The organism is Afipia massiliensis, from assembly GCF_014203115.1.
GTDB classification, from domain to species: domain Bacteria; phylum Pseudomonadota; class Alphaproteobacteria; order Rhizobiales; family Xanthobacteraceae; genus Afipia; species Afipia massiliensis.
Genome location: NZ_JACHIJ010000008.1, coordinates 47,670 through 61,651, shown reverse-complemented (window position 1 = coordinate 61,651; position 13,982 = coordinate 47,670). Strand labels below are relative to the sequence as shown.

At 59.6% G+C, this 13,982-nt stretch carries 12 protein-coding genes; 6 read left to right on the top strand and 6 right to left on the bottom strand.

Going from position 1 to position 13,982, the window contains the following annotated elements:
- Window positions 1–63: 63 nt before the first annotated feature.
- Both oxc and HNQ36_RS22850 read right to left on the bottom strand, forming a co-directional pair.
- Entirely contained in the window at window positions 64–1,797 is a 1,734-nt protein-coding gene (gene oxc, locus HNQ36_RS22855) for an oxalyl-CoA decarboxylase (RefSeq protein ID WP_184089339.1), read from the bottom strand.
- A gap of 36 nt (window positions 1,798–1,833) precedes the next feature.
- Complete coding sequence (locus HNQ36_RS22850; protein WP_046827376.1) at window positions 1,834–2,559, bottom strand: GntR family transcriptional regulator; 726 nt, start codon at window positions 2,557–2,559, stop codon at window positions 1,834–1,836.
- A gap of 293 nt (window positions 2,560–2,852) precedes the next feature.
- Here HNQ36_RS22850 and HNQ36_RS22845 point away from each other — a divergent pair, with 293 nt between their 5' ends.
- The 6 genes from HNQ36_RS22845 (at window position 2,853) to HNQ36_RS22820 (ending at window position 10,134) form a co-directional block, all read left to right on the top strand.
- The gene (locus HNQ36_RS22845; protein ID WP_184089336.1) at window positions 2,853–5,021 is read left to right on the top strand and encodes an acetate--CoA ligase family protein; all 2,169 of its coding nucleotides are present in this window, start codon (window positions 2,853–2,855) and stop codon (window positions 5,019–5,021) included.
- An 88-nt stretch (window positions 5,022–5,109) separates the two neighbouring features.
- Window positions 5,110–5,961, top strand: coding sequence for an IclR family transcriptional regulator (locus HNQ36_RS22840; RefSeq protein WP_184089333.1), 852 nt, complete (start codon window positions 5,110–5,112; stop codon window positions 5,959–5,961).
- A gap of 176 nt (window positions 5,962–6,137) precedes the next feature.
- On the top strand, window positions 6,138–7,937 hold the full coding sequence (gene gcl / locus HNQ36_RS22835; RefSeq protein ID WP_184089330.1) for a glyoxylate carboligase: 1,800 nt from the start codon (window positions 6,138–6,140) through the stop codon (window positions 7,935–7,937).
- 40 nt (window positions 7,938–7,977) lie between these two features.
- On the top strand, window positions 7,978–8,763 hold the full coding sequence (gene hyi, locus HNQ36_RS22830; RefSeq protein WP_184089327.1) for a hydroxypyruvate isomerase: 786 nt from the start codon (window positions 7,978–7,980) through the stop codon (window positions 8,761–8,763).
- Window positions 8,764–8,800: 37 nt separating this feature from the next.
- Window positions 8,801–9,688: a 2-hydroxy-3-oxopropionate reductase gene (locus HNQ36_RS22825; protein ID WP_246395502.1), complete on the top strand. Its 888-nt coding sequence runs from the start codon at window positions 8,801–8,803 to the stop codon at window positions 9,686–9,688.
- Window positions 9,689–9,834: 146 nt separating this feature from the next.
- Window positions 9,835–10,134, top strand: a complete 300-nt coding sequence (locus HNQ36_RS22820; protein ID WP_184089321.1) for a putative quinol monooxygenase — start codon at window positions 9,835–9,837, stop codon at window positions 10,132–10,134.
- Window positions 10,135–10,158: 24 nt separating this feature from the next.
- Here the strand turns inward: HNQ36_RS22820 and HNQ36_RS22815 are convergent, their stop codons facing one another.
- The 4 genes from HNQ36_RS22815 to HNQ36_RS22800 all read right to left on the bottom strand — a co-directional run bounded on the left by HNQ36_RS22815 (window position 10,159) and on the right by HNQ36_RS22800 (window position 13,978).
- A complete protein-coding gene (locus tag HNQ36_RS22815) occupies window positions 10,159–10,932 on the bottom strand; it encodes an SDR family NAD(P)-dependent oxidoreductase (RefSeq protein ID WP_184089318.1) in 774 nt (257 codons plus the stop codon).
- Window positions 10,929–12,236 carry a histidinol dehydrogenase gene (hisD, locus tag HNQ36_RS22810; protein ID WP_184089315.1) on the bottom strand — a complete coding sequence of 436 codons (1,308 nt, stop codon included), beginning with the start codon at window positions 12,234–12,236 and terminating at the stop codon, window positions 10,929–10,931. The genes HNQ36_RS22815 and hisD overlap by 4 nt, the downstream gene beginning before the upstream one ends.
- 15 nt (window positions 12,237–12,251) lie before the next feature.
- Complete coding sequence (locus HNQ36_RS22805) at window positions 12,252–13,202, bottom strand: cyclase family protein (RefSeq protein WP_184089312.1); 951 nt, start codon at window positions 13,200–13,202, stop codon at window positions 12,252–12,254.
- A gap of 71 nt (window positions 13,203–13,273) precedes the next feature.
- Entirely contained in the window at window positions 13,274–13,978 is a 705-nt protein-coding gene (locus tag HNQ36_RS22800; RefSeq protein ID WP_184089309.1) for an ABC transporter ATP-binding protein, read from the bottom strand.
- Window positions 13,979–13,982 lie beyond the last annotated feature (4 nt).

Genomic DNA, 13,982 nt, shown 5'->3' with positions numbered 1-13,982 from the left:
CTTCTGACGCCGAGCTTGAGGACTGAAATTGATTGGGCGCAACATGCACCCAACGGTGTGGCTTTATTTCTTCTTCAGAACGCTTTGCGGATTGAGATTACCGATGCGGCCGCTTTCGCTGCCGGCAGCGGGGTCGATCACCGCATTGATAAGCGTCGGCTTACCTGAATCCATCGCCGCGTTGACTGCGCGCTTCAACTCATCGGGGGTCGTCGCATTGACGCCGACTCCGCCGAAAGCCTCCATCATCTTGTCGTAACGAGCGCCCTTCACGAATACGGTCGGCGCCACGTCTGAGCCGCCCGAGGGGTTGACGTCGGTACCGCGATAAATGCCGTCATTGTTAAAGATTACCACGCAGACCGGCAGCTTGTAGCGGCAGATCGTCTCCACTTCCATGCCGGAGAAGCCAAATGCGCTGTCACCCTCGATCGCGAGCACCGGCTTGCCGGTCTCGATGGCCGCGGCGATCGAATAGCCCATGCCGATACCCATGATGCCCCAGGTGCCGACATCGATACGCTTGCGCGGCTGATACATGTCGATGATGCCGCGCGCGAGATCGAGCGTATTGGCGCCTTCATTGACAAGGATCGCATCCGGACGCTCCTTGATGATGGTGCGCAGAACACCGAGTGCGCCGTGGTAATCCATCGGCGAGTTGTTGTTCATCAGGCGTGGCGCCATTTTGGCGACGTTGTCGTCACGCTTGCTCTGAACGGATTTGGTCCAATCCGCAGGCGGCGCAGGCCAGTTGCCGCCCATGCCCTGCAGAAGGGCCGTGACGCAGGAGCCGATGTCGCCGACCACCGGCGCCACGATCTCGACGTTCGAGTCCATTTCCTTCGGCTCGATGTCGATCTGGATGAACTTCTTCGGAGCGTCACCCCATGACTTGCCCTTGCCGTGCGACAGCAGCCAGTTCAGCCGCGCGCCGATCAGCATGACAACATCGGAATCCTTCAACACCGTCGAGCGCGCCGCACCGGCGCACTGCGGATGTGTATCCGGCAGCAGGCCCTTGGCCATGCTCATCGGCAGGAACGGAATGCCGCTCGTCTCAATCAGAGCGCGGATCGCGTCGTCGGCCTGGGCGTAGGATGCGCCCTTGCCAAGGATAATGAGTGGCTTCTTCGCCGACTTGAGCACGTCGAGCGCACGCTTGACGGAATCAGGAGCCGGAATCTGTGCCGGGGCCGCGTCGATGACCTTCACCAGCGACTTCTTGCCGGCTTCCGCGTCCATCACCTGCCCAAACAGCTTGGCCGGAAGATCGAGATAGACACCGCCTGGACGACCGGAGACCGCAGCGCGGATCGCGCGCGCAACACCAATACCGATGTCCTGCGCATGCAGCACGCGGAACGCCGCCTTGCACAGCGGCTTCGCGATCGCGAGCTGGTCCATCTCTTCGTAGTCGCCCTGCTGCAGGTCGACGATCTCGCGCTCCGATGAGCCCGAAATGAGGATCATCGGGAAGCAATTGGTCGTGGCATGAGCGAGCGCGGTCAGACCGTTGAGAAAGCCGGGCGCTGAAACAGTGAGACAGACACCGGGCTTCTTCGTCAGGAAGCCCGCGATCGAAGCGGCATAGCCAGCATTTTGTTCGTGGCGAAACGACAGAACGCGAATGCCTTCGGCCTGCGCCATGCGGCCGAAGTCGGTGATCGGAATGCCCGGGACGCCGTAGATCGTATTGAGGCCGTTAAGTTTCAGCGCGTCGATGATCAGATGAAAGCCATCCGTCAGGTCCTGCTCTGTGTCACTTGCAGCCGTCGTCTTCGCCGTCGTAAGCATCGGTGGACTCCCTAGTCTCTTTTTTTGATCGTTGGTCTACGTGAATATTTCCTGTCCGTGGGTTTCGACATAAGTCGCAAGCCCAAGCGTGTGATCGCGCGCGCGCTTCTCGGCCAGTTCTGTATCGCGCTCTTCGAGCGCCTCGATGATCGCGAGATGTTCAGGCAGAGACACCGCGGTGCGGTCGGTCCGGCCAATCGTCAATTGGCGGTAGCCACGCACGTGCAGCAGGATATCGTTGGTCATATCGACCAGAACCGGGGATTCGCTTAGCGAGATCAGCGCCTGATGGAATGCGATGTTCGCCTTCGAATACTCGGCGATGTGATCCTGCGGCAGACGATCCTTGTTGAAATCTTTGAAGAAGTTACGCAGCGCGGAGATGTCCTTCTTGCGCGCTGTCGTAGTAATGAGCCGCGCAGCCATGCTCTCGAGCGCAGCCCACGCCCGGATCATGTCGACGATTTCGGCCTTGGTCTTGCGCACAACGACGATGCCGCGGCGTGGAACCGTTTTGACGAAACCATCCTGCTCCAGCATCGCGATTGCTTCGCGGATTGGCGTGCGGCTGACACCGAGATGTTCCGACAGCGCGCGCTCGTCGAGCATGACGGGCTCCGGACTCGCATAGATGTCCATCTTGAGGATGGCTTCCTTCAGCGCGTCGTAAGCCTTGTTTTTGAAACTGGCTTCGGGCGCGATGCGGACGATCGCGATATCCTTTTCGGTCAGCGGCACCTTTGAAATTTTCTGAGTAACCATGAATCATCTCCCTCTCCGGTTGAGGGCTGTATACCACGGGAGCATTTCGTTGTGTTCTTGGCATACCAGATGCCAAAGTGTCAAGCTGCGGTCACACATCGTCAAAGCCCCGCGAACAGGCTTGACAAACATGGTTCTTGGCATGCCAAATGCCACTTATAGGCTTTTCTCTGCACGTTCTGAAAGATGTGCAGTTCAATGCCCAACCGTGGTGCTCAAGCGTTCGGGAAACGCCGTCCGACAACCCGTGCGCAATCCGGTTTCCCAAAAAATGGACGTGACAGGAGGAAGTAATGGCTCATTCGCAGGACGCAGCGCGAAAGATCGACGTCGGACAACAGGCAAAGGCCGACGTTCGGAAAATTCTCGACGCCGTCAAAGCAGATAAACGCACCAGCCTGACCGCACCGGAAGGCAAACTAGTCTGTGATGCTTACGGAATTCCGGTTCCGAAGGAAGGCGTCGCCAAGTCCGCCGCGGATGCCGCCAAGATCGCGACCGGCATGGGCTTTCCCGTGGTCATGAAAATCGTCTCCCCCGACATCCTCCACAAGACCGAGGCCGGCGGCGTGATCGTCGGTGTGAAGACCGCTGCGGACGCTGAAAAGGCCTATGAGACCATTCTCGCGAACGCCAAGAAGTACAAGGCTGACGCCAAGATCGAAGGCATCCAGGTTCAGCAGATGCTGCTGGGCGGCACGGAAGTCATCGTCGGCTCGATTACAGACGGCTCGTTCGGCAAGCTCGTGGCGTTCGGCCTCGGCGGCGTGCTGGTCGAGGTGCTGAAGGACGTCACCTTCCGCCTTGCGCCCGCAACCAATGCCGATGCGCTGTCCATGCTCGACGGCATCCAGGCCCACGAAATGCTGCAAGGTGTCCGCGGCGGCGATCCGGTGAACCGTGAAGCGCTCGCCGAAATCATCGTCAACGTTTCCCAACTCGTCAGCGATTTCCCGGAAATCATCGAGCTCGACCTCAATCCGGTATTCGCGACCAAGAAGGACGCCATTGCCGCCGACGTGCGCATCGTCGTCGACTTCGACTACAAGCCGCGCCCTGCTCCGCGCTCGAACGAAGAAATCGTGACTGCGATGAACCGTATCATGATGCCGAAATCCGTTGCTGTGATCGGTGCCTCGGCCGAAGACGGCAAGATCGGCAACTCGGTGATGAAGAACCTCATCAACGGCGGCTACAAGGGCGATATCTATCCGATCCATCCCAAGGCTGATGAGATCATGGGCCGCAAGGCCTACAAGAGCGTCAAGGATGTGCCCGGCGTTATCGACACCGCCGTGTTCGCGATTCCTGCCAAGTTCGTGGCCGGCGCGCTGATCGAGTGCGGCGAGAAGAAAATTCCCGGCGCAATCCTGATCCCGTCCGGTTTTGCCGAAGCGCACGAGCCTGCCTTGCAGGAAGAAATCGTCGCGATCGGAAACAAATACAACGTGCGCCTGATGGGGCCGAACATTTACGGCTTCTACTACACCCCGGCCAACCTCTGCGCGACGTTCTGCACGGCTTATGACGTGAAGGGTTCGACAGCGTTGTCGTCGCAATCGGGCGGCATCGGCATGGCTATCATCGGCTTCTCGCGATCCGCCAAGATGGGCGTGTCCGCGATCGTCGGTCTCGGCAACAAATCCGACATCGATGAAGACGATCTGCTCGCCTTCTTCGAGCAGGACAAGAACACCAACATCATCGCGATGCACTGCGAAGACCTGAAAGATGGCCGCGCTTTCGCGGAAGCCGCCAAGCGCGTCTCCAAGAAGAAGCCGGTCGTCGTCCTGAAAGCAGGCCGCACCTCGGCGGGCGCCAAGGCGGCAGCGTCGCATACCGGCGCACTCGCCGGCAACGACAAGATCTATGAGGATGTCTTGAAGCAATCGGGCGTGATCCGCGCGCGCTCGCTGCGTCAGCTCCTCGAATTTGCGCGCGGCATTCCCGCGTTGCCGACTCCGAAGGGCGAAAACGTCCTCATCATCACCGGCGCCGGTGGCTCCGGCGTGCTGCTGTCCGACTCGGTGGTCGATAACGGCCTGTCGCTGATGAAGATGCCGGACGATCTCGACACGGCGTTCCGCAAGTTCATCCCGCCGTTCGGCGCAGCCGGCAACCCGGTGGACATCACCGGCGGCGAACCGCCGATCACTTACGTCAACACAGTAAAACTCGGTTTGTCGGATGAGCGCATTCACTCGCTGATTCTCGGCTACTGGCACACCATCGTCACGCCGCCGATGGTGTTCGCCCGCAACATGGTCGAGGTGAAGAAGGAGATGGAAGCGAAAGGCATCAGCAAGCCGATGGTAGCCTCCCTCGCCGGCGACATCGAAGTCGAGGAAGCCGCTGAGTATCTCTACCAGAACGGCATCCCGGCTTACGCATACTCCACTGAACTCCCCGTCGAAGTTCTCGGCGCGAAGTACAAGTGGGCACGCGGCGCGGGCCTGCTGTAAGTTCTGACAATTGGGTGCCGCCTCAATAGGGCGGCACCCTTTCTCTTCTCAGCACGACCTTCACTTCTATCGACGACCGTAGGTAGCAATGAAGAAAAGTGTGATCAGGCGAAAGCTCGCCGAGCCGCGCAGCGGCGTTGAGACGGAAGCCGAAGGCAAAGATGGCGGCGTGCAGTCCGTCAACCGCGCTCTAACGCTGATCGAAACCCTTGCCGAAGACGATGAAGGCTACCGGCTCACCGACCTGGCGGTGCGCACCGGCCTGTCTACCTCGACCGTCCATCGTCTGCTGACGACGCTTGAGAAGCGACGCTTCGTGCAATTCGACCGCAGCGAGGCGAAGTGGCATATCGGCGCGCGGAGCTTCGCCGTCGGATCGACGTTCGCACGACGGCGGAACTTCGTCGCGCACGCCATGCCGTATCTGCGCAAGCTGCGCGATCAGACGCGGGAAACAGCCAATCTAGCCGTCGTCGACGACGAAACCATCATCGTTCTGACCCGTATGGAAAGCCGCGAGATCATGCGCTCGCTCACCAAGGTGGGCGGCCGCGTGGCCATGGTGGCCTCCGGCGTCGGCAAGGCGGTGCTGGCGACCTATTCCGACGAGGACGTGAATGCCATCATCCACCGTCAAGGCATGCCACGTTTGACGGAGAAATCGATCGTACGGCCCGGCGAGCTGTTTAAGGCGCTGCAGATCGCCCGGCAGCGTGGCTACGCGGTCGATGACGAGGAAGCCCGCATGGGACTTCGGTGCATTGCTGCGGTGGTTTACAACGATTGCAGCGAGCCACTTGCAGCAATTTCGGTATCGGGAATGACATCGCGCGTCACGGACGAGCGCATACCGATTATCGGCAATATCGTACGCGATGTCGCCGCCGAACTGACTGTTGCACTCGGCGGCGTCATGCCCGTTGTTCAAGCCAAGAACTGAGCGCAACCGCCGCATTTTTGTGTGTACAAATTTTCACTTTTACTTCTCCCTAGTCATTTGATCGCGCGAGAGAATTTCACGCGTGCGTCGCATCGCGGGAAACAAATTCAAGACCATTGAGACGATCTGCCATCATCGTGATGATTGCATCCGAACTTAACCAGTCGAGGTGTGACATGGCAAAGATGCGGGCAATCGATGCGGCAGTGCGTATCCTTGAGAAGGAAGGTGTCGTCTGTGCGTTCGGCGTTCCGGGCGCCGCGATCAATCCACTGTACTCGGCACTCAAGAAGCGCGGATCGATCAATCACATCCTCGCGCGCCACGTCGAAGGCGCATCTCACATGGCCGAGGGCTACACCCGCGCCAAGGCAGGCAATATCGGCGTCTGCATCGGCACATCCGGCCCCGCCGGAACCGACATGATCACCGGGCTCTATTCGGCGATCGCCGATTCAATCCCGATCTTGTGCATCACCGGACAGGCGCCACGGGCACGCATGTATAAGGAAGACTTTCAGGCAGTTGACATCGAGTCGATCGCAAAGCCCGTCACCAAGTGGGCCGTCACCGTGCGCGAGCCAGCGCTGGTGCCGCGTGTCTTCAGTCAGGCGTTCCACATCATGCGCTCCGGCCGCCCCGGTCCGGTGCTGATCGACCTGCCGCTCGATGTGCAGCTCGCCGAAATCGAATTCGACGACGAGACCTACGAGCCTTTGCCGGTCTATAAGCCCGCCGCGACGCGCAGGCAGGTCGAGAAGGCACTCGATATGCTCAATGCTGCCGAGCGCCCGCTGATCGTGGCGGGCGGTGGTGTCATCAATGCCGATGCGTCCGACCTTCTCGTGGCGTTCGCCGAGATCGTCAATGTTCCCGTGGTGCCGACGCTGATGGGCTGGGGCGCAATCCCGGACGATCATGTCCTGATGGCTGGAATGGTCGGCCTTCAGACCAGCCACCGCTACGGCAATGCAACCATGCTGGAGTCGGATTTCGTACTCGGCATCGGCAATCGCTGGGCCAATCGCCACACCGGATCGGTCGAAACCTACACCAAGGGCCGCACCTTCGTGCATGTCGACATCGAGCCAACCCAGATTGGCCGCGTATTCAATCCGGATTTCGGCATCGTCTCCGATGCCAAAGCAGCACTTGAACTGTTTGTCGCAGTCGCGAAGGAATGGCGCAAAGCTGGCAAGCTGAAGGAGCGTCAGGCGTGGCCCGCTGCAGTTCAGGATCGCAAGCGCACCATGCTGCGCAAGAGTCACTTCGACAATGTCCCGATCAAGCCGCAGCGCGTTTACGAGGAGATGAGCAAAGCCTTCGGCCGCGACACCTGTTACGTCAGCGTGATCGGTTTGTCACAGATTGCCGGCGCGCAATTCCTGGGCGTCTACAAGCCGCGCAACTGGATCAATGCCGGTCAGGCCGGCCCACTTGGCTGGACCCTGCCGGCCGCGCTTGGCGTCCGCGCCGCCGATCCGACGCGCGAGATCGTCGCACTTTCAGGCGATTATGATTTCCAGTTCCTGATCGAAGAACTGGCCGTCGGCGCGCAGTTCAAGCTGCCCTACATCCACGTCGTCGTGAACAATTCCTATCTGGGCCTCATCCGGCAGGCACAGCGTGGCTTCGAGATGGATTATCACGTGCAATTGTCGTTCGAAAATATCAACGCGCCGGAACTCGGTGTCTACGGCGTCGATCACGTCGCTGTCGCCGAGGGTCTCGGCTGCAAGGCGATCCGCGTCACGCACCCGGAAGATGCACAGGCCGCGTTTGCGACTGCGCGTGAGATGATGGCGGAATATCGCGTCCCGGTGGTGGTCGAATTCATTCTCGAACGGGTCACCAACATCGCAATGGGGACCGAGATCGACAATATCGTCGAATTCGAAGACGTGCTCGATCTGCCGCTCGACGACACACCGACGAATCCGGAGAAGACTTCTCGCGGCAAGCTGCTGCCCGTTTGACGGCAGCCACCACAAGACAAACAAGAAAAGGACATTCTCCGTGCCAAAATTCGCAGCCAATCTCACGATGCTCTTCAACGAACTGCCGTTTCTTGACCGTTTCGCAGCGGCCAAGGCAGCAGGATTCACCGGCGTGGAATACCTGTTTCCCTACGACTTCGAGAAAGCCGTGCTGGGCGAACAGTTGCAGCAACATGGACTAACACAGGTGCTGCACAACCTGCCTGCCGGAAACTGGGGTGCCGGCGAACGCGGCATCGCTATCCTTCCCGATCGCGTCGCGGAATTCCGCGACGGCGTCAAACGCGCGATTGAATACGCCAAGGCGCTGGGTTGCCGGCAGGTGAACTGCCTCGCAGGGATAGCGCCGGTGGACGCCGATCCGGCGGAGCTTCACGCCACGTTCGTGGAGAATCTGCGTTACGCCACCTCGGCGCTTGCAAAGCAGCAAATCAAGCTGCTGATCGAGCCGATCAACACACGCGATATTCCGGGGTTCTTCCTCAACGGAACGGAGCAGGCAATCCAGATCATTTCAGAGGTCGGCTCGGAGAACCTGTTCGTCCAGTATGACATCTATCATATGCAAATCATGGAGGGGGATCTCGCACCGACTATGAAGAAGCATTTGGACCGCATCGCGCATATCCAACTCGCCGATAATCCCGGCCGGAACGAACCGGGTACCGGTGAAATCAACTATCCCTTCCTCTTTCGCTATCTCGACGAGATCGGATATCGTGGCTGGATCGGCTGCGAATACAAGCCGAAGACCACCACCATGGGAGGTCTTGGGTGGTACGAACCGCATACGGTCGATGCGTAATCAAGAAGACTTGGAAGATCAGATTGGGGAGATCAAAATGACCGATATCGGTTTCATCGGCCTCGGCATCATGGGACGGCCGATGGCGGGCCACCTCCAGGCCGCCGGGCATCGCTTGTTTGTGCTGGAAAAATCTGCGGCGTCGAAAGACCTCGTTGCCGCTGGCGCTATCGCCTGCAAGTCCGGCAAGGAGATCGCGGAGAAAGCCAGCGTCGTGGTCATCATGGTGCCGGACACGCCGGACGTTGAGTCCGTTCTCTTTAACGCGGGTGGCGTAGCGGAAGGTCTTTCGAAAGGCAAGATTGTTGTCGACATGAGCTCGATCTCGCCGATCGCGACGAAGGAGTTTGCAAAGAAGGTCAATGCAAAGGGCGCTGACTATCTGGACGCACCGGTCTCCGGCGGCGAGGTCGGCGCAAAAGCCGCGTCGCTGACCATCATGGTAGGCGGACCGCAAAGTGCATTCGATACCGTCAAGCCATTGTTCGACAAGATGGGCAAGAACGTCACCCTCATCGGCGGCAACGGCGACGGCCAGACCACCAAGGTCGCCAATCAGATCATCGTCGCGCTCACCATCGAGGCTGTCGCCGAAGGCCTGCTGTTCGCATCGAAGGCAGGCGCTGATCCGACATTGGTGCGGCAGGCGCTGATGGGCGGACTTGCCACCTCGCGCATCCTCGAATTGCATGGCGAGCGAATGATCAAACGCACATTCAATCCAGGCTTTCGCATCGAACTGCACCAGAAGGACCTCAACCTTGCACTCGACGGCGCGCGAGCGCTCGGCTTGTCGTTGCCGAACACGTCGATGGCCCAGCAGCTCTTCAATTCCTGTGTGGCCCAAGGCGGCAAAGCCTGGGACCATTCCGCGATGGTGAAAGCGCTGGAGACAATGGCGAGCCACGAGGTCGCCAAGGCCTAAGATCTTACGACACCTTGAGTTGAATTAGCGGCGCGGTGAAATCAACACCGCGCCGCTCTTCTATGAGCGTCCCGATGGGGTAGTCTGCCCGCGCGATCTATCAGCTGGCAAAGCCGCCTTGGTGAGGACAGCTTGGGGAGAGACACATGATTGTCGTGACCGGAGACGCCGTGGCCAAATCCGAAACATTCGACGAGGTTCGTAGGCTCAGCCTGGAACACGTTTACCGCTCACGCACCGAACCCGGCTGCATTTCGCATGCCGTACACATCGACTGCGAAAATCCGCTTCGCTTCGTATTCGTCGAGCAATGGGCGGACAGGCAGGCGCTAATAGCTCATTTTCAGGTGCCGGCGTCGCGCGAATTTGTGAAGGCGCTGCGGAGTATGCTGTCCGAACCATCGACGATCCAGATATGCGACGCAACGCGGCTACAACTGCCTTAGCTCACAGCGCTGACGGGCGAGGCATCAGTCCGCCGTCCATCCGCCGTCCATCATAAGCGAGGAGCCTGTCATCAGCGCGGACGCATCGCTGGCGAGGAAGACGATCGCGCCCATCAAATCCTCGACCGTGCCGAGACGTCCGAGCTTGATCTTCGAGAGTACGCTCTCCTTGAAAGCAGCGTTCTCGAAGAAAGGCCTTGTCATCGGCGTCTCGATGAAGGTGGGACATAACGTGTTCACGCGAATGCCTTGCAGAGCAAGGTCAATCGCCATCGCCTTGGAGAAGCCTTCCATCGCCCATTTCGACGCGCAATAGAGCGAACGGTTGGCGCCGCCGACATGCCCCATCTGCGAAGACATGTTGATGATCGAGCCACGCACGCCGGCCGCGACCATTCGCCTGGCAACAGACTGTGCCGCGAAGTAGGCAGCGCGCACGTTCAGGTTCATCACGACGTCGAAATCTTCAACCGGCACATCAGTGAAGGGATTTGGCCGGTTGGTCCCCGCATTATTGACGAAAGCATGAAACGGCTCCCGCGCGTCAATCGCCGCGCGGAAGGCCGCCACCTCCGTCACATCGAGCGCGAGTGTATCTGCCGAAAAGCCCTTCTTGCGCAGAGCCGCTGCCGCTTCGTCGATCTCGCTCGCGGTACGTGCGCACAGCGTGACATGTGCACCCGCTTCCGCCAGCGCCGTGACCGCGGCCAGGCCGATGCCACGGCCTGCGCCGGTGACCAACGCACGCCGGCCATCCAGCTGGAAGGTCGGCGTTGTCGGCAGCGACAGGCCGCTCATTCGGCGGCGCTCGCATACGGCACGTTGCGCCCGCCATAACGCCGGACGCGAACATTGGCCTGCTCCGCATGACCGGCAAAACCTTCCAGCATGCAGAGGCGCGAGCAATATTCGCCGATCATGGCAGATGCTTCGTCCGTCAAGACACGCTGGTACGTCACGGTCTTGAGGAACTTACCGACCCACAGACCACCGGTGTAACGTGCCGCCTTGTTGGTCGGCAGGGTGTGGTTGGTGCCGATCACCTTGTCGCCGTAGGCCACGTTAGTGCGCGCTCCCAAGAACAACGCGCCATAGTTGGTCATGTTCTTCAGGAAGTAATCCGGATCCCGGGTCATCACTTGCACGTGCTCGGAGGCGATGCGATCTGCTTCCTTCACCATTTCCTCTTCGGAATCGCAGACGATCACTTCGCCATAATCTTCCCACGCCTTGGCTGCGACAGCTCCGGTCGGCAGGATCTTCAGGAGGCGCTCGATTTCCGCCATGGTCTCGCGTGCGAGTTTCTCGGAGTTAGTGAGCAGGATCGCGGGGGAATTTGGTCCGTGCTCAGCCTGCCCAAGCAAATCGGTCGCGCAGATCTCGCCGTCCACGGTGTCGTCGGCGATCACCAGCGTTTCGGTCGGGCCCGCGAACAAGTCGATGCCGACACGCCCATAAAGCTGACGCTTCGCTTCCGCGACGAACGCATTGCCCGGACCGACCAACATGTCGACCGGTGCGATCGACGCCGTCCCAATCGCCATTGCGCCGACAGCCTGAATGCCGCCGAGGCAATAGATGACATCCGCACCTGCAAGATGCTGCGCGGCGACAATGGCCGGAGCCGGCTTGCCCTGGAACGGCGGCGCACAGGTGATGATGCGTGAAACGCCGGCAACCTTTGCAGTGATCACAGACATGTGGGCAGACGCCAGCAGCGGATACTTTCCACCGGGGACATAGCAGCCCACGGAATTGACCGGAATGTTCTTGTGACCGAGGACGACGCCCGGCAGCGTCTCGACCTCGACGTCTTTCATCGAGTCGCGCTGGTGCTGGGCGAAATTGCGCACTTGCTCCTGCGCGAACTTGATGTCGTCGATGTTCCGCTTGGAAAGCTGCCCGACGCAATCCTTGATCTCGGCATCGGTCAGCCGGTAGTCCTTGCGGTCCCACTGGTCGAACTTCACTGACAGTTCGCGAACCGCATCATCGCCGCGCTTCTCGATGTCCGCAAGAATCCCTTCGACGGCGGTACGAACCTTTGAATCGTCTTCAGCCCGCTGGGCAGCATCCCGGCTGCGCTTGAGATACTTTGCCATCAGATTTCTCCGCGATTACTTGATTGCCTGAGGATTGATCGGCGATCCGGCCGCGCCCGGCAAATGCATCGGCGGCGCGGCGAAGAAGAATTCATACACCTTATCCTGCGCACAATCTTCTGCCAGTTCCTTCAGATAGAAGATTTCGCCCATGGAAATCCCGATGGCAGGGATCACCACCCAATGCCAAGGCTGATTGGCCTCGTTGGTCTCGTTCGGGCGGACCTCGCATCCCCAAGTATCGGTGCAGATCGCAGCGATGTCCTTTTCGCGAATCCAGTAGCAGGTCTCAAACGCCATGCCCGGTGCATCGCCGCCCGCGTATCCAGACCAATCTTTTTTCTTCAGGCAACGCTCCTGATGGCCGGTGCGGACAATCACGAAGTCGCCCTTGCGAATTTCGACGCCCTGCTTTTTCGCGCACGCATCGAGATCCGCGTTGGTGATCGCATAGCCGTCGTCGAGCGATTCAACACCCTTGAAACGGGCCATATCGAGCAAGACCCCGCGACCTGCCATCTTGTCGCGCGTATGCTCGATACCGAGCTTCTTGGCGCCGCGCGCATCGACGAGCTTGGCGTCATAGCCGTTGTACATCTTGTCATCGAGAAAGATGTGACAGAGAGCGTCCCACTGCGTCGAAGCCTGACATGGCATATTGATCGCGTCGTCGGCATAGCGCAGATAGGGTGACGGGATGTCCTGATTGCCCGCAGCAGCGTCGGTGCCCGTCGCCAGCATGGTGTGGATCGGATTCCAGCGGCCACCGAACAATCCGGACTGAATCGGCTCCTTCAGCGACAGGCCGAGCGCGAAGACCTTCCCCTTCTTGATCAGTTTGCCTGCGTTGATAACGTCTTCCGGAGTGACGTTGTTGAGCGTTCCGATCTGATCGTCCGCGCCCCAGCGGCCCCAGTTCGAGAGTTTCTTGGCAGCTTCATAGATAGCGGCTCTGTCGACTTTCATGATGGTGCTTCCTTATTTTATTTATCGATCGATAATTTAATGGACGAGCGAATGCGTCGGCTAGCCCTTGGCTAGACCGAGCAGTAACGCTCCTTGATTTCATCGTCGGCCAGCAGCGCGACTGCGGTCGCGTGATGCACAACAGAACCCTGATCCAGCACGTAGGCACGATCGGCGATATCGAGCGCCAGTTCCACGTTCTGCTCGACAAGCAGAATGGTCGTCCCTTCCGACTTCATCTTCCGGAACAGTTCGAACATCTCATCGACGAGCACCGGCATGATGCCCTCTGAAGGCTCATCGAGCATAATGAGGTCCGGCCGGGCGATCATGGCGCGCGCGATCGCAAGCATCTGCTGCTCGCCGCCGGACATCGTGACGGCTTCCTGATCCAACCGCTCCGCAAGGCGCGGGAAAATCTCGGCGATCTGAGCGATGCGCCTAACCTCGTCTTTCTTGTCGGGCGACGCAACGAGGCCGAGCCGCAGGTTTTCCCGTACACTCAGTCCCTGCACGATCCGGCGTTCCTCGGGGACATAGGCCAGTCCCAGGCCGAAGCGGACATGCGCCGGCTGGCCCAGCACTTCCTTGCCCTTGAACGTCACCGACCCGCGGGTCTTGTCCAAAAGGCCGATGATTGACTTCAAGGTCGTGGTTTTGCCTGCGCCGTTACGGCCGATCAGGCAGACGATCTCGCCCTTGTTCACCTCAAGGCCGATGTCCTGCAACACGTGGCTTGCGCCGTACCAGGAGTTGAGATTTTCGACACGCAACATCGTT